This is a genomic window from Shewanella sp. SW24, from assembly GCF_025653395.1.
GTDB classification, from domain to species: domain Bacteria; phylum Pseudomonadota; class Gammaproteobacteria; order Enterobacterales; family Shewanellaceae; genus Shewanella; species Shewanella oncorhynchi.
In genome coordinates, this window is record NZ_JAKKSH010000010.1 from 145,506 (window position 1) to 171,592 (window position 26,087).

The 26,087-nt window shown below is 45.3% G+C and carries 21 protein-coding genes and 2 pseudogenes; 11 read left to right on the forward strand and 12 right to left on the reverse strand.

Translation table 11 applies throughout. The annotated features are described in order from the left end of the window. The first annotated feature begins 117 nt into the window (after positions 1 to 117). Entirely contained in the window at positions 118 to 1,596 is a 1,479-nt protein-coding gene (gene gtfA / locus L5M17_RS10570; RefSeq protein WP_212601158.1) for a sucrose phosphorylase, read from the forward strand. A gap of 114 nt (positions 1,597 to 1,710) precedes the next feature. Here gtfA and L5M17_RS10575 read toward each other — a convergent pair whose 3' ends face one another. The 7 genes from L5M17_RS10575 to L5M17_RS10605 all read right to left on the reverse strand — a co-directional run bounded on the left by L5M17_RS10575 (position 1,711) and on the right by L5M17_RS10605 (position 9,668). Next, positions 1,711 to 2,742, reverse strand: a complete 1,032-nt coding sequence (locus tag L5M17_RS10575) for a LacI family DNA-binding transcriptional regulator (RefSeq protein ID WP_131524537.1) — start codon at positions 2,740 to 2,742, stop codon at positions 1,711 to 1,713. A 92-nt stretch (positions 2,743 to 2,834) separates the two neighbouring features. Beyond that, complete coding sequence (locus tag L5M17_RS10580) at positions 2,835 to 4,298, reverse strand: MFS transporter (RefSeq protein WP_263147234.1); 1,464 nt, start codon at positions 4,296 to 4,298, stop codon at positions 2,835 to 2,837. 45 nt (positions 4,299 to 4,343) lie between these two features. Next, positions 4,344 to 4,808: an NlpC/P60 family protein gene (locus tag L5M17_RS10585; protein WP_105250911.1), complete on the reverse strand. Its 465-nt coding sequence runs from the start codon at positions 4,806 to 4,808 to the stop codon at positions 4,344 to 4,346. Between the two features lie 136 nt (positions 4,809 to 4,944). After that, entirely contained in the window at positions 4,945 to 5,682 is a 738-nt protein-coding gene (locus L5M17_RS10590) for a sulfite exporter TauE/SafE family protein (RefSeq protein WP_263147238.1), read from the reverse strand. A gap of 235 nt (positions 5,683 to 5,917) precedes the next feature. Beyond that, a complete protein-coding gene (locus tag L5M17_RS10595) occupies positions 5,918 to 7,162 on the reverse strand; it encodes an MFS transporter (RefSeq protein ID WP_263147241.1) in 1,245 nt (414 codons plus the stop codon). 107 nt (positions 7,163 to 7,269) lie between these two features. Next, positions 7,270 to 8,001, reverse strand: a complete 732-nt coding sequence (locus L5M17_RS10600) for a LytR/AlgR family response regulator transcription factor (RefSeq protein WP_263147244.1) — start codon at positions 7,999 to 8,001, stop codon at positions 7,270 to 7,272. Then, on the reverse strand, positions 7,995 to 9,668 hold the full coding sequence (locus L5M17_RS10605; RefSeq protein WP_287478759.1) for a sensor histidine kinase: 1,674 nt from the start codon (positions 9,666 to 9,668) through the stop codon (positions 7,995 to 7,997). The genes L5M17_RS10600 and L5M17_RS10605 overlap by 7 nt, the downstream gene beginning before the upstream one ends. A gap of 584 nt (positions 9,669 to 10,252) precedes the next feature. Here L5M17_RS10605 and L5M17_RS10610 point away from each other — a divergent pair. From L5M17_RS10610 to L5M17_RS10630, 5 genes and pseudogenes are all read left to right on the forward strand, one after another. Beyond that, positions 10,253 to 11,176: a pirin family protein gene (locus L5M17_RS10610; protein WP_263147247.1), complete on the forward strand. Its 924-nt coding sequence runs from the start codon at positions 10,253 to 10,255 to the stop codon at positions 11,174 to 11,176. Between the two features lie 298 nt (positions 11,177 to 11,474). Then, positions 11,475 to 12,521, forward strand: coding sequence for a PAS domain-containing sensor histidine kinase (locus L5M17_RS10615; protein WP_263147249.1), 1,047 nt, complete (start codon positions 11,475 to 11,477; stop codon positions 12,519 to 12,521). Then, on the forward strand, positions 12,522 to 13,205 hold the full coding sequence (locus tag L5M17_RS10620) for a response regulator transcription factor (protein ID WP_131524531.1): 684 nt from the start codon (positions 12,522 to 12,524) through the stop codon (positions 13,203 to 13,205). 32 nt (positions 13,206 to 13,237) lie between these two features. Then, complete coding sequence (locus L5M17_RS10625; protein WP_105250904.1) at positions 13,238 to 13,939, forward strand: potassium channel family protein; 702 nt, start codon at positions 13,238 to 13,240, stop codon at positions 13,937 to 13,939. 1 nt (position 13,940) lies between these two features. After that, positions 13,941 to 15,304, forward strand: a pseudogene (locus L5M17_RS10630) (TrkH family potassium uptake protein). Between the two features lie 39 nt (positions 15,305 to 15,343). Here L5M17_RS10630 and L5M17_RS23135 read toward each other — a convergent pair. After that, positions 15,344 to 15,475 (reverse strand): hypothetical protein, encoded by a 132-nt coding sequence (locus L5M17_RS23135; RefSeq protein ID WP_330147829.1) that lies wholly within the window; start codon positions 15,473 to 15,475, stop codon positions 15,344 to 15,346. A 635-nt stretch (positions 15,476 to 16,110) separates the two neighbouring features. Here L5M17_RS23135 and L5M17_RS10635 point away from each other — a divergent pair. Further along, a complete protein-coding gene (locus tag L5M17_RS10635; RefSeq protein WP_263147253.1) occupies positions 16,111 to 16,653 on the forward strand; it encodes a hypothetical protein in 543 nt (180 codons plus the stop codon). Continuing rightward, positions 16,653 to 17,798 carry a DNA sulfur modification protein DndB gene (locus L5M17_RS10640; RefSeq protein WP_263147256.1) on the forward strand — a complete coding sequence of 382 codons (1,146 nt, stop codon included), beginning with the start codon at positions 16,653 to 16,655 and terminating at the stop codon, positions 17,796 to 17,798. Before L5M17_RS10635 ends, L5M17_RS10640 begins: the two co-directional genes overlap by 1 nt. 252 nt (positions 17,799 to 18,050) lie before the next feature. On the opposite strand, the gene L5M17_RS10645 is transcribed toward L5M17_RS10640, so the two are convergent. Together L5M17_RS10645 and L5M17_RS10650 are read right to left on the reverse strand one after the other, a co-directional pair. Next, positions 18,051 to 18,968: an IS5-like element ISSpu16 family transposase gene (locus L5M17_RS10645; protein WP_014610914.1), complete on the reverse strand. Its 918-nt coding sequence runs from the start codon at positions 18,966 to 18,968 to the stop codon at positions 18,051 to 18,053. 380 nt (positions 18,969 to 19,348) lie between these two features. After that, the gene (locus tag L5M17_RS10650) at positions 19,349 to 21,688 is read right to left on the reverse strand and encodes a TOTE conflict system archaeo-eukaryotic primase domain-containing protein (RefSeq protein WP_263147261.1); all 2,340 of its coding nucleotides are present in this window, start codon (positions 21,686 to 21,688) and stop codon (positions 19,349 to 19,351) included. A gap of 68 nt (positions 21,689 to 21,756) precedes the next feature. On the opposite strand from L5M17_RS10650, the gene L5M17_RS10655 reads away from it, so the two are divergent. Then, positions 21,757 to 22,425, forward strand: a complete 669-nt coding sequence (locus tag L5M17_RS10655; protein WP_012196480.1) for a DUF6088 family protein — start codon at positions 21,757 to 21,759, stop codon at positions 22,423 to 22,425. Next, a complete protein-coding gene (locus tag L5M17_RS10660) occupies positions 22,422 to 23,489 on the forward strand; it encodes a nucleotidyl transferase AbiEii/AbiGii toxin family protein (protein WP_263147266.1) in 1,068 nt (355 codons plus the stop codon). The genes L5M17_RS10655 and L5M17_RS10660 overlap by 4 nt, the downstream gene beginning before the upstream one ends. Positions 23,490 to 24,002: 513 nt before the next feature. On the opposite strand, the gene L5M17_RS10665 is transcribed toward L5M17_RS10660, so the two are convergent. Then, positions 24,003 to 24,251, reverse strand: a complete 249-nt coding sequence (locus L5M17_RS10665) for a hypothetical protein (protein WP_263147268.1) — start codon at positions 24,249 to 24,251, stop codon at positions 24,003 to 24,005. Between the two features lie 400 nt (positions 24,252 to 24,651). After that, entirely contained in the window at positions 24,652 to 25,818 is a 1,167-nt protein-coding gene (locus L5M17_RS10670; RefSeq protein WP_263147271.1) for a Fic family protein, read from the reverse strand. A gap of 134 nt (positions 25,819 to 25,952) precedes the next feature. Between L5M17_RS10670 and L5M17_RS10675 the strand changes: the two are divergent. Then, positions 25,953 to 26,087, forward strand: a pseudogene (locus L5M17_RS10675) (IS4 family transposase); the annotation flags it as partial.

Consider the following 26,087-nt stretch of genomic DNA (forward strand, 5'->3'; position numbering starts at 1 on the left):
AATAATGTTTCATATTGGTTAAATATACAACTTAATCGATTAAGTTTAGTTGTGCAATCAATTAAAGGATTGCCATAAACCTTTACTCTAAAAAGACAACTCAAGCGTGGGCAAAGTATGAAAAACCAAGTGCAACTGATCACCTATGTCGACAGAATTACCAATGCCGGGCTCAAGGAGCTCAAAGCACTACTCGATGACGAGTTGCAAGGTCTATTCGGCGGCGTGCATCTTTTGCCTTTCTATTTTCCCATTGACGGCAGTGATGCGGGCTTCGATCCGATAGACCATGTACAAGTCGATTCACGCTTAGGCAATTGGGATGACGTTAAACGCATTGGTGATGATTACGACATCATGGCAGACCTTATCGTTAATCATATGTCCGCCGAGTCACCCGAATTTAAAGACGTACTCAAGCACGGTAAGCAATCGGCTTACTGGGATTTATTTTTAACCAAAGACAAGGTATTCCCTGATGGATTAAGCGAGCAAGATCAAGCCGCTATCTATCGCCCACGTCCGGGAAGTTGTTTTAGCACTTACACCTTAGCCGATGGCTCGACCGAAGAGTTTTGGACCACCTTTACCCGCAATCAAATCGATATCGACGTTCATTCCACCGCAGGTAAAGATTATTTAAACCGAGTGCTGGCGCGTTTCGACCACAGTAAAGTGAATCTGATCCGCTTAGATGCGGCGGGCTATGCGATTAAAAAGCCCGGCACTAGCTGCTTTATGATTGAAGAGTCCTTCGAGTTTGTGGATAAGTTAGCCCAGCAAGCCAATGCGTTAGGTATGACAACGCTGGCCGAAATTCATTCGCACCACATGACTCAGGTCGAGATCGCCAAGCGGGTCGACATGGTGTACGACTTCGCCCTGCCACCGCTCATCTTGCACACGCTGTTTAGCCAAGATTGCCAAGCCTTGACCCATTGGCTGGAAATGGCGCCACGCAACTGCATTACCGTACTCGACACCCACGACGGTATCGGCATTATCGACGTCGGCCCTATGGATGGCTTGCGCGGATTATTGACCGAAAATCAAATCGATAATTTGGTTGAAACCATACATGGCAATAGCAAGGGCGAGAGTCTACAGGCCACAGGCGCGGCCGCCAGCAACGTCGATTTGTATCAAATCAACTGCACCTATTACGATGCACTCGGCCAGAATGACCTCGATTATTTGATGGCGCGGGCGATTCAGTTTTTCGCACCAGGGATTCCGCAGGTGTATTACGCGGGTCTGCTGGCAATCCCGAACGATATGGCGCTGCTTAACCGGACTCACGTCGGCCGCGATATTAATCGCCCTTATTTGAATCGTGAAAAAGTGCAGCAAGCCATGCACAAACCTGTCGTTAAGGCGCTAACGAAGCTGATTAAACTGCGCAATAGCAGCTCAGCCTTCGATGGCCGCTTTACAATGGCATCGGCAGAACGCACATTAACCTTGTCTTGGACAGCGGCCGATTCGCAGGCGAGCCTCACCCTCGACTTTGCCAATAAAGATGGCCAAATCATCCTTTTAGATAAGCAAGGTAAAGAGACACAAGTGTCGTTATCAAGACTGCTGGCTCAAGCATAAGCTTGCGTTCTTGTTCGGGCTTGAGCTTAGGTTTAAGTTCAAGCTAAGCGACATAGTTTTTAGATAGCAAAAAGGCGCATTGAATGCGCCTTTTTTAGTTAAAAGATGTAGCGATTAGCAGCTCTTACCGAGGCGTAATTCATAGCCCAAAACTTCCGCATGCACGGCATCACTGACAAACATTTGCGCCGCTTTTCGGCCCTTCTGCTCAGAGTATTGATAGACGGTCGTTAACGGCGGATTTGAACGTGTGCCTTCATCTATGCCATCAAAGCCCACGACTCGCACATCTTCGGGAACACTCAGCCCCATGGCCTGCGCCTCACCGAGCACACTCAAGGCGATTAAGTCACTCATACATAAAAATACATTCGGCCGCGGAGTCGAGTTCAGCGCTTCTTTTGCCGCTATCGCCGCATAGTCGGCATTGCTCTCGGGGATATTCCAAATGCGGTCCGGCCCCAGAACAACGCCCACTTCTTCAATCGCTTGCAAGTAACCCTGTAATCTTTGATGGGCAACAGAGGTATCGATTTCTAACAAATTTAAATCATACACGCGGCAAGTTAAGTGGGTATCGAGCAAACGTAACCCTAAAATGGCGACATTGTCTGCGGGCGATTGCAATGCCAGTTTTGCCACTTCATAGGCGGCTAACTTATTGTCTATGCTCACTGATGCATTGCGGTGGATATCAAAATCGACGGTGACGACCTTTTTCTTTACCTGCTTTAACTGCTCGGCTAACAGGGCATTGCGCGGGCGACCATAACAGATAAAACCATCCACAAAGTCAGCCACCGCATTCACACTGTCTGAGCTGCCCGAAAACAGCAGCAAATTGAGCTTTTCTTGCTCCAAGACAGAGGCCACGCCCTTCATAAATTTACTGGCGACGGGATCGGACACCATGTATTCCACGCTGTCCGACAATACCAAGGCGACAGTATCGAACTTGCCCTTACGTAAGGATTGAGCCGCTTTATTTGGTCCGAAATAACCCAACTTAGTGCAAGCCGCTAAAATTTCATTACGACGTTTTTCCGATAATTGATCGGGGCGATTAAACGCGTTAGACACAGTGGCATTAGAGACACCCAACTCGTTGGCTATGCTCTTTAGGGTCCAGTGTTTTGTTATTGTCATGCTTATGTCCTGGAATCGAATAAGGCCACAAAAATACGGCTCAGCGCAAATAGTACACGGCTTAAATGGGTCGTGCACCTGCAAATCTAGGCTTACTGCGCAGTTTCGCTATCATGATCTTTTAATGCCGTCGCAGGGGATAAAAAACCGACTATCGCGGCGCACAATGCCACACCCGCAGCGGCCATAAATCCATATTGGAAGGCGTGATGCACCACCTCTGTCGGCAGAGTTTTAATGGTGGCGATGCCAAGCTCTGAACCCTTGAGTGGCAGCAGACTATAAAGCAGCACACTAAATAACGCAGTGCCGATAGCGGCGCCCATAGAACGACATAGCGACACCATAGCCGTGATCTGGCTGAGTCGCGCCTTGCCCGACACGCTCTGCACCACGAGCTGCACACTCGGCATCACAGTCCCTAGCCCTATTCCGACCAATACACCTAAGCCGCCGATCACATTGGCATTGGGCGGAACAAAACTAATCAATAACAAGCCGATAAAAGCTAAGCTCATGCCAAAGGTCGGTAACCACTTAGGCGCCACATCTTTGCTTAACAGTCGGCCTGCTATCGTCGAGCCAGTGACGATACCGAAGGTCATAGGCAAGAGCAGTAAACCAGTTTTAGCGGGATTAGTATGTAAGCCCACCTGCAGATAAATCGGCAGGAAGAAGATCATCGCAAACAAACAGGCCGCAAACAGCGCCGCCGTTAGCAGTGGCATATACACGGCCTTCTTCGCCAGTAAATCTAACGGCAGAAACGGACTCGCCAATCGCCGTTCCCACAATAACAAGCCTAAAATGCCAACTACCACAAAGACGGCAAAACCTAAGCTGGTCGCAGAAAGCCAAGCAAACTCTTGCCCCGCCATAGATAACCAATACAACAGCGCGGTGATAATAGCCGGAAACAAGACCACGCCCACTAAATCAAACTTGCCTTGGCGAACGGGTTTAACGCTGCGCTTATGTAAGCCATTGAGCCGCCATACGGCCAGCATAGCCAGTGGAATATTCGCCCAAAACAGCCAATGCCACGAATAGGCATGCACCACAATCCCGCCAATCACAGGGCCGCCGACACTCGCGAGGGTAAACATAGCGGCAAAATAGCCTTGGAAACGCGCCCGCTGCCGAATGGGCACTAACTCACCAATTAAGGATTGGGACAAACTCATCAAACCGCCACCGCCCATGCCCTGCAAGATACGTCCGGCGATCATGTGGTCCATAGTGCCTGCACTCGCCGAAACGATAGAGCCCAGTGCAAAAATCACTAAGGCGATCATCAGGATTTTCGCGCGACCGAAGTTATCTCCTAACCAGCCATAAATCGGCACAGAAGCAGCCATCGCCAGCATATAGCCGATAGTGATCCACGAGGCTTGGCGCAGACCGCCAAGATCTTCAACTATGGCTGGCGTCGCCGTCGCGAGTAAGGTTTGATCAACCGCGGCCAAAAACATGGGCAAGAATACGGCGGAGAAAATGGCGAGGAAAACAGAAGTAGGTAAAGGGTCACTCTGGGATAACGCAGGCTCTAAGGACATATTGTCTCCGCTAACTCATAAGCCCAAGTGCATAAAGAAGATATGTTAAATTCGCCGTGCATTCCAATACTTAGACGCCCAATAACTGTTATGCAGGCTCGAAATCTTCACCCCTTGGCTAGTGGAAACGTGGAGAAAATTATCACCTCCTACATAAATGCCGACATGATGTGTGCTCCAGCCCGTCTTGAAAAATACCAAGTCCCCCTTGCGCAGTTGATTTCTCGGCACGGGTTTACCTAAGGCTTGTTGCTCTTCGACTGTGCGCGGTAAGGTCATACCCAACATCTTCTGATAGGCGACAGACACAAAGGCCGAGCAATCTATGCCCCGCTTAGTGCCACCACCAAGGCGATAAGGTACTCCGCGCCATTCAGAATGCAGTTCGGAGATATTGCTATCATTCCAAACCGTGGCGGGTTCAACTTGCTTTACCACAGGCTTAGGTTCTGGCGCGCTAGCACAAGCGCCAAGGCCTAAGGCTAAGATAACTATCAGTAATCGTTTCATAGCTTCAAACTCATTGCTGGCAGATTTCACAGTAACGTAATTTTGAGTTTTTATCAGGTAAATTCAGGGCGGCTGGGGATCAAAACGCCCCAACACCCGCGCACTCTAGCAGACTAATATAACCTAAAGCTTAAAACTATAACGCCGTCCACAATAAACGCACACCCACCAGCACCATTAAAATCAAGATGATGCGTTTAAATAACCTATCGTCAATTTTATCTTGAATGAATAAACCTAACTTTACCCCTAACCATGCAAGCGGCACCAATAACAGAGAAACGATAATATTCTCTTGGTTAATCTGCCCAAGCAAACTGTAAGGAACAAGTTTAACCAGATTCACCACCGCAAAAAACACCACGGCAGTGGCTAAAAACTCCGTCTTAGCTAAACGCAACGGCAACAAATAAGCGTTGAGTGGCGGCCCGCCCGCATGGGCAACAAAGCTCGTAAATCCGGCGGTTAAGCCACACAAGCGCCCAATCAGAGGTGAAGGTGATGCTTGAGTTTTATCCCCAAGGATCAAACCATACAAACCAAAACCGAGGGACACACAGCCTAGAATCGCCCGTAAGTAATCTTCGTTTAATCGATCGAACAACAGATAAGCGATAAAAATCCCCACAACCGCCGCGGGCAATAGTATCCATAAATGACGCGGATTATGTTGCCCCCACCATGATCGTACACTTAAAAAATCCATATAAATCAGCAGTGGTAACATGACTGCTGCCGCTGTAGCAGGGCTAATGGCCAGCGCCAATAGCGGGACAGTTAATCCGCCCACGCCACCCGCAAAACCTGATTTAGAAATCCCAGTAATCAATACTGCAGGTATCGCCACCAACCAAAAAAGAGGGTCCGTTAACATCAACACATCCTGAATAACGCTTTAAGGCTATCAAGTTACCTGTTGTTGGTGTGATAAAAAAGAGGCTGCACTGAGCTAACATCAAAAGTGTAATCACATAGATAAGTCAGCGAGCCTAAACGTGAGTAACAACCTCGCCCATAAAATACGGGATAAACAGTAAAAAATCCGCAGCCATTTGGCTGCGGATTTTTTATGTTAGCTTTTGGCTAAAGAAGAAAAGCTTAGCTTGCGCCTATGCAGATTCAGCCGTCATATTCACTAAGCGAGATGCACTCTTAGTCACTCTCTTAGCTGACGCAGGAATTTTGGGCTCTGGCATACGAATGGTTAATGACATGACTAACGCCACCACCAGTAGCACTAAAATCACGTTAAAGGTTGCAATAAATCCACCAAATAACGAGGCGACAATCGAACCGATAATACTGCCGATACCGAAACCTAAGTAGATAACCCCATAGTTTTTAGTCAGGTTATTCAGGCCGAAGAAGTCGCTCACCAGTGATGGATAGACAGTAATAGTGCCACCAAAGCTAAAGGCAACGCAGGCGACCGCGACGAAGAACAGGTTAGCATTCAAAGGAATGAACAACAGTAACACCATACCGACTAAGGTGATGATCTGCGCCAGCGAAATAACCCGAATGCGGGGGATTTTGTCCGACAGAATACCCAGCACTAAACGACCACTGAGGTTCGCCATAGCAATCACAGCAACAGCATTGGCGGCGACCAGTACAGGCAAGTCGACCATCTTCTCGCCGATATCTTTAGCCACACCAATCACATACAAACCACTCATACAGGCAGACAGGAACATCAGCGCCAGCATCCAGTATTGCGGCTTACGCATGGCTTCTGCGAGGGTGAAGTCGCGGCTTTCGGCCTGCTGACTTGCGGCTGATTGTGCAGGCGCATCTTTCATCAACATACCGCCACATAACACCAGCGCCATGGCGATCAGGCCCCACAGTTGGAAGGTGGTTTCAAGGCCAGTGTTTTCGAGTAACAGCACGTTAATGTATTTAAATCCGAGGCTACCTAGACCATAAGCGCCAATCGCTAACGCCGAAATCAGCCCTTTGCGTTCGGGGAACCACTTCACGCAGTTAGACAAGGTCATCAAGTAGCCAGTGCCATCGGCAAAGCCCACTAAAATCCCTGCGCACAGGTAAAGCATCATCAAGTTACTGGCTTGGGCAGTGAGTAAGAATCCAACGCCGAGTAACAGGCCTGCGCCTAAGGTGACATTACGTACGCCAAAACGTTCCTGTAATTTGCCCGCCATGGAAGATGCCACGGCCAAAGACAAACTCAGCAAACCAAACACAAATGCCACTTGGCTGACGGGTTCGTCGAGCTTAACGGCCAACTGCGCATTGAACAGGCTCCAAGTGTAAACTGAGCCGAGTGCAAACTGGGTGATAATAGTACCAACTAAGGTCAGGTACCGAGTACGGTTCATCTCTTTAGTCATGATGCATCTCGCTTTAGGGGATCAGGAATTGAGTCCACTATAAGAGAGATGCGATTCGCGCCGATCAATTAAGGCATGAAATACAGATCTGCAGGAATGAATGACAATTACAGCCTCATCAGCTGTCGAAAAGCCTTAATATTACTACGGCTAACGGGCACCTCGAACGACAAATCATGCAAGCGGATCAGGTAAGTACTATTGAACCAAGGCACGATTTCGCGGATCTTGTTGATATTGACGCAATAGGAACGGTGACAGCGGAAAAAGCCTTCAGCAGGCAAACGGCTGACAAACTCACTGATGGTCATCTGCATCACATAACGGTCGGAGCGGGTGTACACATAAGTGAGTTTTTCATCGGCCTCGGCATAATAAATTTGCTCGCAGGGCGTGACGATAATCCGCTCACCTTTGACTAAATTCACGGTTCGACTGGTGTTGCTCGCGGCCTCATGTTGCGGCTTTGGTGCTTGTCGTCCCACCTGTTCAATCTTCTGCAATAAGCTAATGATCCGCGGTTCATTGTAGGGCTTGAGAATATAATCGAAGGCTTCGAGCTCAAACGCTTCTACTGCAAATTCTTTATAGGCAGTAACAAACACCACATGGGGAGGATGAGTCGATTTATGCAGATTCTTCGCCAACAAAAGGCCGTCGATGGACGGTATTTGGATATCCAAAAACACCACATCGACCTCGTGATCCTGCAAATATTTAAAGGCCTCTAAGCCATCCTCGAAGCTAGCCACTATGTCTATCTCACTGTGGCTCTTCACTAAATACTCTAGCTCCTCACGGGCGAGATATTCATCTTCAACTATGATGGCTTTTAACATACTTGCGCCTCATTTTCCGGTAAGTAAAAACTGACTTCAGTCCCCGGCTCGAGCCGTTTAAGCTGCAGCCCTTCGCCGTACAATAATTTCACTCTCTGGTGCACATTCATCAGCCCGATACTGCTGCTTTCTACGCGGCCAGCAGCTACGCCATCAATCACCTCTTGGCGGATCCCATAGCCAGTATCGCGCACAGCGACGCGAATACCTGCATCGAGTTTTTTCACTTCTATCGTCACTCTACCCGGTGCACTGCGCGGCTGAATGCCGTGCAAAATGGCGTTTTCCACCAGCGGCTGTAACAAGAGGCAAGGTACACAAAAATGCACATCGTCGACATCGAAGATCACTTCAAGCTTGTCGCCAAAGCGCGCCTGCTCAATCGCCACATAATCACGGACTTGTTTCACTTCTTCTTGGATATCAATCAGCTCATCGCCTTTAGCCAAGTTATAGCGCAGATAATCGGCCAGATTAGCAATCAACTGCCGCGCCTGCTGTGGCCGAATACGGATCAAAGAAGAAATCGCATTGAGGGCATTAAACAAAAAGTGCGGGTTAATCTTGCTCTGCAACGCCGTAAACTCCGCCTTGCGGGTCATCTCTTGCAGTTGCTCGATACGCGACACTTCCATCTGGGTCGAAATCAGCTGCGACAAACCCACGGCCATCTCCCGCAACGAGCTAGTGATACGATAGGTATTGCGATAGTAAATCTTCAGCGTGCCACTCACAGTGCCGTTTTCGCGCAGCGGGATTATGATGACCGAATGAAAGTCCGATAAATGATATTGGCGTAAGTCATTGTTAATAATGTTTTGATCTTGCTCTATCGCCCTTTGAGTCATTTCGCTAATCGCTTGATGACCATCGACCTCGTAGTAATCTTTACCAACGCCCATATAGGCTAATACATCGCGAGTATCGGTAATCGCCACAGCATCGGCATGGATTTCATTACGGATCACAGCGCACACTTGCTCTAAGGCATGGCGATCAATCTTGCGGAAAAAGGGTAAGGTTTTATTGGCAATATCCAGCGCGAGCTTGGCCTGCTTAGCGGCAATCAACTCTTTCTCATCGTCGAGATCCTGCACTAACTTGATAATCAGTCCGATACACACAGTGCCCGCAATCATGGGATAGGCAATATGACTCACAATCTCAACGCCCACCTCGTGTGGCTCTGTCAGCAACCAAATCAACAACATGGTCAGCGTTTCGCACAACATGCCCGCCGCAATGCCATAAATCCACAACTTAGATTTGGGACATTTGTAATAAATCCACGTCGCCATAAGGCCGGCAATAATGCTAGCGATTAAACACGGAATAGAGGTATCTCCATCCATATCAATAAGATATCTATGCAGCCCCGACAGCACGCCCGCAGGAATACCAACCCAAGGGCCAAATAGAATCCCGCCAGAAATAATCGCGATAATACGCACGTTGACCAACGCGCCTTCAACCTCAATGCCGGTATAAGTACTAAATACAGCAAATAAGCAAAATATCGCCGCCACAGAAACCAACTCTGCGGGGGTATGATTACGCTTTTGGAATAAACGCTGAAACGGTCGAGTGCGAGTTAAAAAGAACAAGGTCATCAGCATCAAGGCCGCCCGTTCAAATACCGCCAGTAACATCATTTGATTTTCGAGCACGCTTTCTCCTTGATCTATCACGCTGAATCACAGCCCAACGTTATATTTACCAATGATATATTTATGAGTGCTAAGCCTGTACGCTGAATGGATTAGGGTGAAGACAGGCTTTGCCGCCAACACAAGCTCCCATAAAAGATAGACTCGATTTTGCAGATCCAACGTAAGACATGGATGATAAAAATCACCGAGCCCCAAACTTGTCAAACACTCGTATTTAGGCTCGAGTAAAACATCAAACGCTAATGCCCACATAAATACAGGCTTGCTAAAGTAAAGGACAGATAAAAGTCCCATTCACGCGGGCTCAGTCACACATTCGTACTTGAATTAGGCTATCAAAGTGTATCGAAGGACAATTTGAAGAACCTAAAACACGTTAAGTTAACCACTAAAAAGTGCAGTTGCCCTCTATCAGGTCACTGCCACAATTTGCAAAATCGACCGGAATACCCGAAGCTAAAACCTTCGGCTCGAATGCAAGATGAGATCACCCCCATGCGAGATTCTAGGTTCACACTTAGCAGCACTGAACCGAGCCAAACTGAACTGAGCATGCCCTAGTAATGGAATAAGGAGCGAACATGAGTGAACTACAAGCACAGTTTTATGGTGGCCCTAAGGAATGTCCTATTGAAAATGGCCGCATTCAAGCTCAACGAATTGCCCCCAAAATCAGTGATGTCGGCGGCATACCTGTCGCACGGGCTATTCCACAAAAAGAGCGCCGCCTTATCGGCCCTTGGTGCTTTCTCGACCATATTGGCCCAATCACCGACGGCCCGCAGTTAAACGTCGGCCAACATCCACACATTGGGTTGCAAACCTTTACTTGGATGCTCGAAGGCGAAATCATGCACAGAGACAGCATCGGCAGTGCTCAAGTGATCCGCCCAAAACAAGTTAACCTGATGACAGCCGGACACGGCATAGCCCACACCGAAGAGTCGATAGCGGGTCATCACACTATGCACGCAGCCCAACTATGGATAGCCTTACCACTAAAGCACAAAGATACCACTCCGAGATTCGATCACTATCCCGAGCTACCGGCTTGGCACGAGTCAGGCGTCGAATTCACCCTACTGATTGGCAGTTGGCATCATAAACAGGCGCCCACATTACACTTCTCACCTATCGTTGCCATAGATCTGTTTGCCGCCCATGACGCTGAACTCACTCTGAATCTCGACCCTAGTTTCGAATATGCCCTCATGCCACTGGAAGGCCGCTTCCAAATCGAGGATGACAGTTTTGATAATAACCACCTCGCCTACCTTGGCATGCTACGCGAAACCATCACCATAAAACTCGAGGCGGGTTGTCGCATACTGCTAATTGGCGGCGCGCCATTGGCTGATCCTGTCAGCATTTGGTGGAACTTTGTCGGCCATAGCAAAGATGAAATAGTCAAAGCACAGGCAGATTGGGAAGCCGAAGATCCCCGCTTCGCCGCCGTTACTGGCTATAGTGGCAAACGCTTAGTGCCCCCACCAATACCTTGGTGATGCTTAACTCAATGACGGGCAACTCAATGACAGGCAGGTAAATAATTCAGGGTTAGTGGTTGGATAGGCGCTTTGGCATCATACGTAATGGCCTGCGCAAGGGTTAAGGCTTACAACATGAGTGTATGCGGTAAGCCTTATCATTTAGCCAAAGTGTGATGTGAACAAGCTCGATTTGCCTAAGCTAAGTGCAAGCTAAGCCACTCACAAGGTTACAAATTTTACGGCATTTTTACGCGCTATCTTAAAATGCCTTTGCTAAAGTACAGGCACTTTCTTTATATGCGTCTTTCTATTCATGACTTCATCCATAGCGGCTCCCATGACACAATACTGGCGTTCGCACCCGACTTTATTTACCTTCATAGTGCTAGTGACGGCCATTTTCAGCAGCGCCTTTATCGATCACTTTTCAAACTCGACTATCGCCGTACTGCTGATTTTACAATTGGCCGTAGTGACCGTAGCCCTACAATGCAACGCCAACTTGGCCTATTTTGCGGCAGTATTTGAGGCGACCAGCTTTAATTTTCTATTTACCACACCACGTTATTCACTCCAGATGTTTAATCTTGAGGACATTCTCAATCTCAGTGTGTTTCTGCTTGTCGCCCTCACCACCAGCAAATTAGCTGAACACTATCGACGTCAGCAAGATGCTCTCGAACAAGCTCAGTTACGCAACAGTATTTTGCTGTCGGTTTCCCACGATTTACGCACCCCACTCGCCACTATTATTGGCACGCTCACCACCTTAAAAGAATACATGCCTAAGCTCAGCCCAGACCAAAAGGATGAGCTGATTGATAGCGCGGCGGCCGAAAGCCATCGCCTGCACCAATATATCGAAAACCTGCTGCAAGCCACTAAGTTACAACACGGCGCACTCAAATTTAGCTTGAGTGAAGACGCAATAGTGAATGTATTGCACCAAGCTATTGCCCGTTTTCCAGCCACGCAGCCGCGTATTATCATCAAGAGTGACGCCGATCTACCGTCACTGATGATCTGCAGTTCATTGATTGAGCAAGCTATTTTTAATGTATTGGATAATGCGCTGCGCTATTCGCCTTCTGATAAGCAAGTCATAGTAAAGGCGTATCAGCAGGGCGATGCATTATTGTTAGATATCCAAGATGAGGGTCTTGGCATAGAACCCGCTCAAGCGCAGGCAATTTTTGAACTCTTTTATCGCCAGCATCCCTCAACCGATAGCGGCTCGGGCCTTGGGCTTGCTGTTGCTAAGGGCATAATTACCGCCCATGGTGGCCAGATCAGCGCCGAACCTGTCGCTCATGGCAGCCTTATTCGTATCGCATTGCCGATAAAAAAGGGAGAGGAATAAATGGCTTATAAGGTGCTGGTCGTCGATGACGAAGCGCAAATCCACACTTTTATGCGGATATCGTTAGAAGCGGAAGGATTCGAATATCATGGCGCCGCCTCGATTGCGTCAGCCCTAGCGCAATATCATGCGCAGCAGCCACACGTGTTAGTGCTCGATCTTGGCCTACCCGATGGTGATGGCATCAGCTTGCTGCAAACCCTACGTCAGAGTGACAAAGTGCCTGTGCTTATCTTAACCGCCCGCGATCAAGAGGAAGAAAAAATTCGTCTTTTGGAAGCAGGCGCCAATGACTATCTCAGCAAGCCATTTGGGATCAGGGAGTTAATCGCTCGCATCAAGGTTTTAGTCCGCGATTTAGTCGATGAACCGCCATTAAGTGATTTACTGCAGTTTGGCGCACTTAAGTTGCAAAAAAGTACCCACCAGCTTTGGCTCGATCAGCAAGAAATCGCCTTAACCAAAAAGGAGTTTGCCCTGATGGAGACCTTAATGTCTCACCCTGGTCAGCTCGTTAAACAAACTGAATTACTGCGGGATATTTGGGGTAAAACCCATCAAGAAGACAGTCATTATCTGCGGATCTTAGTCAGTCAGTTACGTAAAAAACTCAATGACAGCAGCGAGCAGCAGCTCATTAAGACAGAAGCGGGCCTAGGTTATCGCTTAACAAACAATAGATAAGCATTTGTTATAAAATAGAAAAGGATATTTTAATGGCACATTTTACCGTTATTGGCTTAGGGCGATTTGGTGTCGCCGCTAGCCTAGAATTGATCCACTTAGGCCACACGGTCACTGGCGTGGATAGTGACCCTAAAATGGTGGAAAAATACGTAGAAGACTTAACCGAAGCGGTTATTTGTGATTGTTCCGACGAAGCCGCACTACGTGAGCTAGACCTCGCAAACAGTGAAGCCGTTCTGGTCGCAATTGGCGAAGATATGCAATCAAGTTTGCTGTGCACCTTGGCACTGAAAAATCTGGGAGTAGAAGTCATTTGGGTCAAGGCCAGCACTAAAGCCCATCACACTATCGTCTCTAAACTCGGCGTCGCCCGCATCATACATCCAGAGGAAGAAATGGGCATACGTGTCGCCCAGTCACTCAACTATCCTATGGTGAACAATTTCCTGCCGATTGGTGATGGTCTCTATGTAGTCGAAATCCATATCAAGCCTCACCTTGATCAAACTACTGTCAGCCAACTCCTAGGCGCTGCACAGGATGATGTTAAAGATGATGCAAAAAGCAATGTGATACGCAATCCTAAAGGCAAAGTCGCCGCCATTATGGTTAAGCGGGATCTGACGGTTTTCAGCAAAATTGATAGTCAATTTATCCTGCAAACGAATGACGCCTTACTGCTCTGCGGTAGCCGTACTGAGCTCAAATACCTAGCGCCAAGGTTGGTGTAACTTGGTTCAATGGCATCCCTCCATCATGGCGATTGAGCATAAACCCAAGTCGACTAAAAAGCTGTTAGGCGCACCGCCCTTCATCCTAAGCGTGAGCTTTGCATTGTTGATCATCTTAGGCACTTGCTTACTCAAACTGCCCATAGCAACCGAATCGTCTATTACGTGGCTACAAAGTCTGTTCACGGCCACCTCGGCAGTAACAGTTACAGGGCTGGTTGTTGTCGATACTGGCACTGTTTTTACGCCCTTTGGGCAAATCGTCATAGCGCTGTTAATTCAATGCGGTGGACTTGGGCTGATGACCTTTGCCATTGTCACCTTGATCGCCATTGGCGGCAGAATTGGTTTTTTACACCAAACAGTCGCAAAAGAGGCTTTAATCAAACAGATACATCTACTCTAGTGTCAACGGCAAAATCAGTGTTAGTGTTTTCCTTATTGGTTGAAGCCGTAGGCATGGCCATTCTTTCCGTGTACTGGAGTCAGGAACTCGGCTGGCAAACCAGCTTATTCCACGGTTTTTTCTACACCATCAGCGCTTTTAACAACGCAGGTTTTGCCCTCAGTGCCGACAGCCTAATGCCCTATGTTGCCGATCCTGTCATAAATCTCACCATCACGGGCCTGCTCATCATAGGTGGCCTTGGATTCTCGGTGTGGATAGATCTTCGTAGGAACAAACGTTGGTCAAAACTCAGCGTTTACAGCCGCATGATGATCACAGGCACTATAATTATCAACGCCGTCGCCGTAATTGCGATTTACTTTATTGAGTACAACAAGCCCAATACCTTGGCGCCCTTAAGCGAACTCGGGAAATGGTTAGCCTCATGGTTTCAAGCCGTGACACCGCGCACCGCAGGCTTTAATACGCTAGCCATAGACCAACTCGAAGATGGTACAACGCTACTCATGCTGGTATTGATGTTTATTGGCGGCGGCTCACTAAGTACCGCCAGCGGTATTAAGGTGGTCACTTTTATGGTGCTCATCTTGGCTACTTATGGCTACTTACGCCGCGATGAAGCCATTTATGTATTTAAGCGCGAGATCCCCAAAGACACTGTCAGCAAAGCCTTGGCGCTAACCATGATCTCCATTGGCGTTACTTGGCTAGCCATCTTCGCACTGGTATTAAGTGAAAACGCACCGTTAATTGATATCGTCTTTGAGGCCGTATCGGCACTGGGCACAGTCGGTTTGTCCCGAGGTCTGACAGGCAACTTAACGACTCTAGGCCAAGCCATCATCATTTTTATAATGTTCATGGGTCGCCTCGGCCCACTCGTACTCGCCTACTTCCTCGCCAGCCCAAGGACCAAGAAACTGCGCTACGCAGAAACCAAACTGGCAATTGGTTAGACGGCAGGCACTGCAAAAAACACCATAGTTACAATCAGTTTAGCTGTGGGCAATCAGCAACTGGCACAAGGGGGCGTTAATGTAATAGTTAGCGCGCCCCACTTTTTGTTTCGTTAAAAATCCGCACTCGACCAGTTGCTCTAAATATTTAGTGGCGCCAGTAGTAAGCAAAGCAAACGAGTCTATATAGATAAATTTCGCTCTTTTTTATACTTAAGAGATTCAATATGTATAATTTTCCTCAAAAATTATACATGACGGAGAAAACACGTTTCGTTTTTCAAGTTTTCTATACATGACATCTATGTAGTTCCACTCATTGATAAGTTTGTTAACCACTGACTCATTCTTAAAAATCAGTCGCTTTACGCATTGTTATCGCCATTTAATCGCTATAGCTTCTTAATCCATGTGTTCATGGGTAGCCTCGGCCCACTGATGCTCGCCTACTTCCTCGCGAATCCAAAGGTGAAAAAACTGCGATACGCAGAAACCAAACTGGCGATTGGTTTTGAGTCGATATCTGTGCGTATTACATCAAACCTCTAAAGATAAAAACATTTATAATCAATTGCTTAAAAAATACCATTTTAGATAATAGGTTTGGAAAAAGCGTATGCGCGTTTTCCTGATAGATTCTTGTATATGAAAAACAATCGAAAGCTGATAAGTTCTATGTAATACAACTAGTTAACAATGCGCGTTTTTACTGGTCTAATGAGGTAAACAGCGCAGCGCATAAATACTAAGACGTTATAAGCAAACCAGTTTTTTATCCCTAATAGTTATCTTTAAATGGAGTTTTTGTGGAGAGTATTTACGAAGAAATCGATGATGATATCGATGACTTAGATGAAGATGAGCACAGGGAAGCCTTCTTGGGATTTTTTAAAAATAGCTTCCCTTTTTTATTATGCCCGACATTAGTGAGAAGGTCTGAGGACTTACCTAATTTAGATTGGACCCCTGTAAGATATAATGATCATCAAGCGCATGATTTTCCTGATCAACAAGGGGTTTATATTTTTATGGTGAGCTTTGAAAACGCGAATTTACCAAGAAACTCTTATGTTATGTATGTAGGTAAAGCTGGCGATACGGATTCAGATAACACAATTGCCAATAGATTTCGAGATTATGTAAATAGATCGGGATATTATCGTCGCTCTAGAGTAAAGAAACTGATAAAGCATTTTTCAGACCATCTAGTTTATCATTACGCGACTATACCAGATGGACAATCAACGTCTGCGGTAGAGAGAATTTTAGCAGATGTGTTTGTTCCACCTTGTTGTCAAATGGACTTCTCTGCAGAAGTGCGGACTTTGCTTAGAGGAGTAAGATTATAATGGATAAGAGACTTGTATTACCATGCCTAAGGGGCTTTATAGGTAGTTGGACTACTTATAGTTGCATGATGAGATTATCAGATGCTGGAGAGCTAATTGGTTTTGCTGATGAACTTCATCAGATAGAAAAACTATCAGACAAAATCCAGAGGGAATTGAATAGTGATAGAGCGGAAGAGATAACAAATTATCTACTAGAGAATGAGGATAGATTCTTTAATTCTTTAGTTGTTGCTGTTTATGATGGAGACCCTAATTGGCATAACGTTGATAACTTAAGACCTAACAATGAGGAATCTCGTCAATTAGAATTTCCTGATTATGCAGAGGACTGTATTGGATTTTTATCTGTAACAAAAAAAGAAAAGTTCTTTGCTCTTGATGGGCAACATAGACTTGCAGGCATAAAGGGCGCTATAGATAGAAATGATGCAATCGGTAAAGAGTTAATTAATGTCATTATCGTTGCACACTCTAATACTCCTAGTGGTAAAGTACGTTCAAGGCGATTATTTACTACCTTAAATAAAAAAGCTAAGTTAGTAAGTAAAGATGCAATCATTGCTCTAGATGAAGATGATATAGCTGCTTGCATTACAAGGGGGCTATTAGAATCACACGAATTTCCTTACCTGAATGAAAGTAATATTTCATTCAGCTCTGGTCCTGTTAGAGATAAAACAAGTATTACCTCTATAGTTAATATATACGATAACGTTCAAAAATTAGTTGCCAATAAATTGAATGTCAAAATATCAGAATTAGAAAGACTTCGTTACAGAGACTATAATTTTCTATTTGAATATGTGAGGAGCTTCTTTGAACTCACATTTACAAATAGTACTGAGCTATCTCAAGTCGTTCAAGATAATTCAAGAGTTATTGATTACCGAAATAGTGTTGATGGAGGTTATTTACTATTAAGACCAATAGGTTGGGATATTTACACTGATATAGTAATCTCTGGTCTTAATACAGACGAATCCGATATGGAAAGTGTCATTAAACTGATTAATGCAAAAGATCTATCGTTAAGAGGGAAGATTCTTGCCAATAAAGTATGGTCAATTAAACAGAAACGCATATTAAATGTCAGTGCAAAAAATCAAAAAATAATAGAAAGAAATCTACTTTCTATTAAATAATAAATTACTCACAACAAGCTTCTTAAGCGGATAATTAACAGTTTTCCATAGTTTCACGATTATAGCCAACAATTAATATCCGCTTAGCAAGCGCTATATAAATAAGATAAATTTAATTACACAAGATAGTCTGCTGTTTAATTTTATTAATCTTATGCAAGCTTAATGCTATGTAAATACGGAATTAGAACGAAGAGGCGTTGTTGCCTAAATCAATCTTAGGTATGCCTTTTCCTAAAAGGGTTCCTGGTATTAATTGACCCTCTGGCGAATAGGCATACCCAGTCCTATGACTTTGTTCATCACTTTCACACCAGCCAGTGCCTCGCCGACTTGGCCGTTGTAGTCCCGCAGGCTCAATTTCGGGCTAATCAGTTGCTTGTAACGATACATAGCTGTTTCTGACAGGGAGCGTTGGTGATAGTCATTCTCTTGTTTCCATTGTTTGAGTTCATCACTTTTCAGAGCGCTGACGGCCTCGTTTCTGGGATGACCTTCTTCCCAATAACCTGCATTTTTTCGCGGCGGTATCGTAGGTTTACACCCTCTGCGTTTCAGCAGCTTATGACATTTTTTGGTGTCATAAGCACCGTCAGCTGACACTTGTTTTACCTTGCGCCTTAGTGGGTTTAATAACGTTGGGAGAACCTCACTATCTGCCACACTCTCTAAACTGACTTCGGCTGCGATGACTTCATGTGTGGCCGCATCTATCGCAAGGTGCAACTTACGCCAAGTTCGGCGTTTTTCCTTACCATGTTTACGCATTTTCCATTCACCTTCGCCATATACTTTCAGTCCTGTGGCATCGACAACTAAGTGAGCAATCGCGCCTCGGCAAGGGGGGCGGTAGTTAACTTTGACTGTCTTTGCCCGCTTGCTGATGCAGCTGTAACCAGGTGAAGTTAATTGCAGACTCATCAAACTAAACACTGAGTTGAGAAAACCTTCTAGTGCTCGCAAGGGGAGATTAAACAAACCTTTGAGCATTAAGGCGGTTTCTATCGCCGTGTCACTGTATTGAAATCCCCGACCTCGACCACCATGGTGTTCAGTGTGACACCAGAGGTTGAGCGCCTGCTCGTCTATCCAAAAAGTCAGTGAGCCTCGGTTGGTCAACGCCTTGTTATATTCCGGCCAATTGGTAATGCGAGATTTAGATTTGCCCATCTGATAGCGGTTCCTGCGTGGTATTCACAGGATCTGATCGCATCTGAGACGGAAGGTTCATTCATTTAGGCAACAACGCCGAACGAAGACAAAGCTGACCGACAACCCTTAATGCCACGCTGCTCTTTTTAGCATTTTCATGAAATAGAAAAGAAGACAATTTCAAGGTATTGATTTTAATTAAAAAATAACCCACCTAAACGACTAGCTTAAGCCACTATACATGTTTCAACTCTTACTCAGCGCTTAGCTTACTTCAGTTCTTCCGGGTTGGCAGGTAGACGCAAAATCCTCACCTGTGGCGTTGAACAAAGATACCGATAGAAATTAACAGCTATTACAGACACTTATTGAAAATAAATGCCTAACCCCCTCCGCCTTTACAAGTCTAAACACAAATTGTTCTGCGGTAGCTCAGCATGCTTATCTAAAATCTGATACCCCATCGCGGCATAACCTTTCGCCCTCTTTTGGTACATTCGGCAGAGCATTGGCAGCGAAGTATCGAGATAATCAAATACAATCACGCGATCTTTTCCCTCAAACTGCCTTTGTATTCTCCCTACATATTGAACTAATGAGCCTTTCCAAGATATGGGCATAACAAGAAATAAGGTATCGAGCTTAGGTAAATCAAAACCTTCCCCAATATATTTCCCTGTTGCAACAATAACTTGAGCACTATTCAACATTCCCATCGCAAGCTTTCGTTCTTTAGTGCCCATAGCCCCACGCAAAAGCAAGACATGGATCCCTCTTTTTGATAATAAATGACCCAATAACTCAGCGTGCTCTCTTCGCTCAGTCAGGACAATGGGGTGTCGTTGCTGCGTAATAGCGGCAAAAATATCATCAACTATAATGTCATTTCGTTGCTCGTTATTTGCGAGCCAACGATATACATCTGCAATATGCGGCCGACTTCCGGCACCGGTGAGCTCTGATGGTACTTCAAATTGCAATTTTGACAGCCTGACCTGTTGTACAAAATTATTCCCCTGATTCGCAACAACATGCCTGATTGGGCCCGCTTGCATAAAAATTATCGGCTGATGACCGTCCTGACGGTGAGGCGTGGCAGTGATCCCCAAAACATATTTAGCATGAACTTCATGCAGCAGTCTTTCATAGTTGGGAGCAGAAATATGATGGCATTCATCAATAATGACGTGACCATAGTCATAAATAATAGGATCAACACTATTATCCTTTCGACTAATCAAACTTTGATAAGTCGCGATATCGATTTGGCCGGTAAATTTGCGTTTCCCACCTCCCATTAAACCGACTTCACAATCCGTCAGAAAAACAGCTAATCGTTCTTTCCATTGATCCAATAACTGCCGACTGTGTACTAACACTAAGGTGTTCACTTTACGTCTGTGGATCAAACCTATTGCAGCAACGGTTTTGCCAAAAGCTGTTGGGGCATGCAATATACCGATATCATGCTTTGCCAATACTTCAACGGCTGTCTTTTGATTTTTTCTCAGCTCACCGTTGAACACTAACCCCTTTAAGATGGTCCCTTGCTGGCGCTTATCTTCCAACTCAATCTCAATCGAATGATCTTTAAGCAAGCTAGACACTTCATCAAAGCAGCCACGAGGCAATGCTAAATAATCATTTTCAACTTCAGCCAAACAAATAAAGCGCGGGATCCCATTGGTTGAAAATCGTAATGCCTGAGTTCTAAAAAACACCGGATTTGAAAAACTCGCAATACGCTTGAGTTTTGCCAACAATGCCAGCGGTAAGGCATCAATACGAATATATAAACGATTAGCCACAACGAGAGTCAGCCTCTGCGGACACCCCGCTACCACTTCTGTGCTTTTAACAAAATTGCGTAACCAAGGTACTCTGTTTGCGTCAGGCTTTACACCTTGCTTACCATCAAGAATGATATTTAATTGAATATCGGTTAGTTTCTTAGTGGATGCTAAATAGGCCCATTGATCGACATAAGGCGCAAAAAAATCATCAATAAATACGCTATTTCCTTGTTGTCGAGGGACATTTTGCAAAGGAAGAGCGATCAAATTACCAAAGCCACCAATGGGTAAAACATCCTGATTAGGGAACAGCCGATCATAAGATTCAAATGACAACCCAGCATGATATTCCATTGCTTTATCAAGCAAGATAAAACCCAATTGCCTCGCAGCTGAAGCGGATACTGGGGTTTCAAAAAATACCCAAATATGAGCACCATTTCCAGATCGAGAGCGTTCCACGCTAAAAGGAACACCTAGCTCCCGACAAGCTTGTCGAAAAGCAGAAACTGCCTCTTGCCAATCTGACTTATCAAAGTCTGCCGCGAGTAACCAACAACGATTATCTTCCAGCAGGGGGTATAAACCTAACGTTTGACGACCTGAAAGATGATCATATATAGCTTGTCGGTCTAACAACTTAAATGCTTGGTTGACGCATTCAGTACACTTAATTTTTGGTTTATGACACTTATCTTGTTGCCACTCATTATGGCAACTCACTGAGTACCCGCTACGTCCTTGCTGGTTCTGCCAGCGGTTAGCATAGATATCTTGTCGTCCCCGAAAAAGCGCCATATAGATATCGATTTTCTGAGAAGCGCTTAAGTGCAATGTGCCAAGATCAGCGTCGAGTAATATAGAGCGTCTTGCCAACAATATTTCACGCTCTCTTGCCAACTCGTCCAGCCTTGCATCAATTGCCCTTAACTCTTCAGCAAACATACTCTCTCCACCAATCATATCTAAACCAATTTATCCTGACGCAAAGTTAGCTATAAACCATATCATTAATGAGCTACAATAAAGTCACATCAATAATATCTGTCAGGATTAAAGCTTTGTCAGTATCCGCGTTAGTTGCCAATAGACTATCTCGAATGAAACGAGGCGTCCCATTTTCTATAGAGAATTTTTATTCTCTAGGCACGACGACATCAGTTCAAAAGGCAATGAGCCGACTAGCCCAAACAGGGGAAGTGGTTCGTGTGGCAAAGGGGTTCTATTCCCGCCCCAAACCTTTACCTAGCATTCCGTCTATCAAGATTACGGCAAAGGCAGAAGACGTCGCGCAGACATGGGCACGGACTCATCACTATAAAATAGCGCCTCAAGGACTAGAATCGGCTTATCGACTTGGCATGCAAACGCAAGCGCCCGTTAAAGCCGTATATTGGACGACAGGACCCAGTCGTGAGTTCCATGTTGGTCATCAAACGGTGCAAGTCAAACATACGACAGAAACCAAATTGCAGTGGATAAATAAGCCAGAGGGAACCTTATTGAGAGGCTTGCTCTCTTTATCGCCGGAACACACTTCTGTCGCGACCCTGCTTATGGCGATAAAGCGTTTAAATCTTCTTGAAAATGAAGCAATTGAAGTTATTCGAAAACTCAGTAACAGCCCAATATTGAAAATGTGGCATTCCAAGTTACATCAACTAGAGAGCAACCTCAGATGATGAGCATTTTTGACTGGTACGCAGATAAATCCAAACATCCGGAACTCGCCACCATGTTTGAATATGCCGCTCAGCAACATGAGCATGGCTTAGTAGCTAACTTTTTAGAAAAGGATGTTTGGGTGGCTGAAATACTCCGCCTACTTTATGACGAAAGGCTGCTCGGAGACTGCTCTGTAGCCTTTAAAGGTGGAACCGCACTCAGTAAATGCTGGGGGGCTATTGAGCGATTCTCAGAAGACATTGATTTATCTATCCACTGGGCTGATTTATCTGGGTTATCTGAAGAGGATGAGTTGACCGCGTGGAAAACAAGCACTCAAAGCACTAGCCAAAATAGAAAGTTTAGAGATGCTCAACAAAAACGCTTAGTGCAGTGGAGCAATAACTTAGTTGAAACACTGAATGCTCGATTCGCCCAGTACAACATAGCAGGGCTCTGCGCCAACGTTGAGCCTGACTCTCATGGTGAAAAAATTGATATCCATTTCCCGCGAGTCACCCATAGCGCTAATGACTATCAACTTGATCATATACTATTAGAATTTGGTGGTAGAAATCGCGGCAAACCAACGGAAGTCATCGATGTCGCATGCTACATGGATAGCATTACGGCTTTCCAATCCTTGGCATTGCCCAAAGCAAAAGTGATGGCATACCAGAGAGACTTTATTCTTTGGGAAAAATTAACGGCACTCCATCAATTTGCCACCCAAGAAAAGGAGCCCAATCCAAACAGACTCGCTCGACATTGGTATGATGTCGATTGCCTGTTAAGGATGGGATTTGCAGATCCTTATAATACGCCAGAGGCGATGCTGGCCGTCATCGAGATGAAAAAATACCGCTTCGCAAACCAAGGCGTCGATTACGAAAAAATCCTTCAAGGACAGCTAACACTGATCCCAACACCTAAAAGATTAGACGAGATCGCCAAGGATCACGCCCAGGCTATCGCGGGAGGGATGTTTTTTACCACCCCGGCATCGTTTGACAGCATAGTGACGCGCCTTAACGTCATACAAAACGAACTCAATCAGCATTTTGCTGCATTGCTCAAGTAGCATGAGCCTATGTGATCCGCACCGCAGGCGATCCGTCACACTCACTCAGGTATAGCTGTCGAGCAGGATGAGTGTTGAAAAGAATATGCCTGAGATTCGCTTCAATGGATTTAGTGGTGAGTGGAAAACCTCCCAACTTTCTAAGCTTGCTTTCTTTAATCCTAATGTAATAGCCAATGAGAACAAGCCATTACACCAGAACATAACCGCTGGCCCGTTTGAATTGCACTAGCTTGAGCGGAAAACCTGCAGCTTTGAAATGCAGATGTTGTAAATTCAAAATACGAGCGGTTATGGGTAAACAGGTAAGGAACGTCGCGGCCAGAGGTGGTAGGCAGGCCTTTCCCTTCTTTATACACCCGAAAATCATCTACTAATGCTTTGGTAGCTGTAACGCGTAATAGAACCACTTAATGTGGCTTGTCGTTTATAGAAACGCGATATTCGAGGGTGAATAAGCACGCTGGATTCGCACTTTCAAATGTGACAAAAAACGACTACAACTAGCTTAATTTATATCGGATAGTGTTCTTCTTCGTATGCTTCAACAAAAGAAACTAGCAGCTCAAGTTCATCACCTTCAGGTGAACCTGGCTCCGCATCGAATAAGGCTTCAATCCTTATTAAAGCCATTCTGTAATCGATTTCGGATGGTGTGCTTGATTCAGCAAGCACTTTAATGGCTTTAAGAGTTTCACCATCAAGCGTTCCATTTTTATTAAAGCAGCAATCTTTCCATTCGGGTTGCGTCGAAAACGTCATCTCTTTGAATTAGAAAATCGCTGTCAGCCTTATCCGTATCTTCAGAATAAGAGCCCCAATCTCTTTCACTTGTAGTAGCGAGTTCATCAGCGTTTGCTGTATGGCGTGTTAGTCCTTCTACAAGGTCTTTTTCTGACAACCGTTTTTTAGCCATGGCACGCATCTCGATTAAAAATGACATTAGATAATTTATAGCATAACTAATTACTGGCTTTAAGATAAGTTATGCGCCTGAAACTCACTTTGGGGCAACAGCGCGTTAAGATTGAGAACATCTATATTAAAAATATCTTGGGTTTACGCCACGTACCACGCAAAGGTATTCAACCACTTATGCCAAGTTGTATGTTCCATACGATCTCATATGTCGGTCTTTACGTGACAACGCAGCAGATTATGTTTATGCCAAAAAATATTCTGTCGCTTTACCCATTTTTTCACGTCCGAGTATTCCAGCAGTAACCATATCATCAAGTTTTTGCTTTACCGTGTTGTAACTTACCCCCAGCAATCTTTCAGTCTCTCTCGCTGTAATCGTAGGTTTTTTTCGATAACGAGGCTCACCAGCAACAAAGCCAATAATTTTTTTCTCAATATCTTCTAAGCCAGAATACTGCTCGTCTAATTCATTCATTCGATATGCTGCACCTTCATATATAGACATAAATTCAGCAATGGCCCGATGGATAACACTTAACTGATATTTGATAAAATACGTTAAATCTAAGTTGTCATGCTCACAATCCAAATAGCTTTGGCCATATTGAATTGGCGCTTTTTTCAATAATGCTGAAATCGCAATGTAACGGAATCCGGTATAGCCACACTTAAACATATACCAATAGAACAAAGCTCTTGCCACCCGACCATTACCATCAAGGAAGGGATGAACATAGCCGATCACAAAATGCAGAGTAATGGCCCGTATAACGGGATGAATCTGATCGTCAGTCGAGTTTAGCCAATTCGCTACCCGAGACAATAAGCGCTCAATAGCATCATGCTTTGGCGGCTGATGAACGGTTTCACCAATAGAGTTAACCACAACCACATTGTCTCGGATCCTAAATGCTCCCGATGTGTACTTTTTCTGTTCTAGAGTTTGGGTACCAACCTTATGCAGCTCTTGTATCAACCCAATACTAAGTGGCTCATCTTTGAGATCCCACGCAGCTTGCATTAAATCAAAGTTCCCCGAAATCATGCGTTCGTCTTCTGTGCGAGGCTTACGCTTTTTCCTGAGCATTTCTTTTGCAAGAATAGTCGTTGTCGCGGCCCCCTCTAATTGACTACTGGATATCGCCTCATCATCAATTAAGTTGTTTTTTAAGTGCTCGAAATGCGCGCTCTCTCCTATCTGCTCAAGAATCCCAAGCATCGCACCATGAGTGGTATAGCGATCAATCTGCGATAAAACACGACTAAACTCATGCAGGTTATTGAATCGGCAATTTGTAATAAAATCTGGGGATTGTAACAACGCTTGATTAACGGACTCAGGCAGATCGGGCGGTAATGGCTTATCTTCTAATGGCGCTAGATTTATTAATGCGTTATTTCGAGACAACCGCATTAGCCACCAGCAGTATTTGGCGCTGAAGAATCCCCTGATGATTTACAAATAAATCATCAAATTAGGGTGGAAGCGCATCTTGTTGCATGATCAAATGGTTTCGCTAAAAACTACACTTGGACAACAAGATGCGCGAAGCCAATATCCTACAACATTCTTTACACCAATACTGCCCAGAACTTCACCTAAAACGATTAAACAGCTTGATGCTGGCCTCTAAGGCACTGATTGAATGTAAGACACTGACCTTGACTGAGTTAGGT